Below are 691 nucleotides of genomic sequence, written 5' to 3'. Positions count from 1 at the left end.
GAGGCCGTTCCGCAGAACCCCAACGACAAGGAGGCGGAGCGGCTGCGGGTGGGCCTGGCCAAGCTGGCCGCCGAGCAGAACAGCAACATCGTCCACTACGCGGGCCCGCAGGGCATTCTGGGCATGGGGGTGCGCTGGGGCAGCTGGCAGCTGGCCGAGGAGCTGGTGCCCAAGGACCCGGGGCGCGAGATCGACCCGTTCCGGGCCTGGGATGTCGCCCGTGCCATCCACGACCAGTTGCGGATGCTGGAGCGCGGCCCGCTGCACACCGGTGGCTTCCCCACCCCGTCGATCAAGCACTGGGTGGTCCGTCACATAGGGGAGGGCGCCGGCGCGATCAGCCGGCCCATGGGGGACACCGCCGACTCGTTCGGCATCGACAACATCGAGGTCCAGCGGATCTGCAACGAGCAGCAGTTCGACAGCGGGGACCGGCACTATCTGGGTGTGCAGTTCGTGCTGTGGGACGGCGAGCTGGTGCTCACCATGATGATCACCGTCACGGTGCTGCACCACACCCTGCGGATCGAGGTCACCGGGCACGCGCTGGGGCCGATCCACGGGTTCTTCCGCAAGGGCCCGGACGGCAAGTCCAAGGAGATCCGCGACCCGGTCAAGTTCTGGAAGAAGAAGAAGGTGCCGCTGCCGCTGGTGGACGCCAAGGAAGTGGTCCGGCTGGCCGCCCGCGCCC

1 protein-coding gene is annotated in these 691 nt (G+C 68.7%); it reads left to right on the top strand.

Translation table 11 applies throughout. From position 1 onward, the window contains the following. A partial coding sequence (locus ACWF62_RS20630) for a hypothetical protein (protein WP_452631293.1) occupies positions 1–691 on the top strand: 691 nt, incomplete at both ends.

The sequence above is a fragment of the Rhodococcus sp. NPDC054953 genome, from assembly GCF_053609225.1.
The sequence above is the reverse complement of the archived record's forward strand: the minus strand, read 5'-3'. Positions and strand labels throughout refer to the sequence as shown.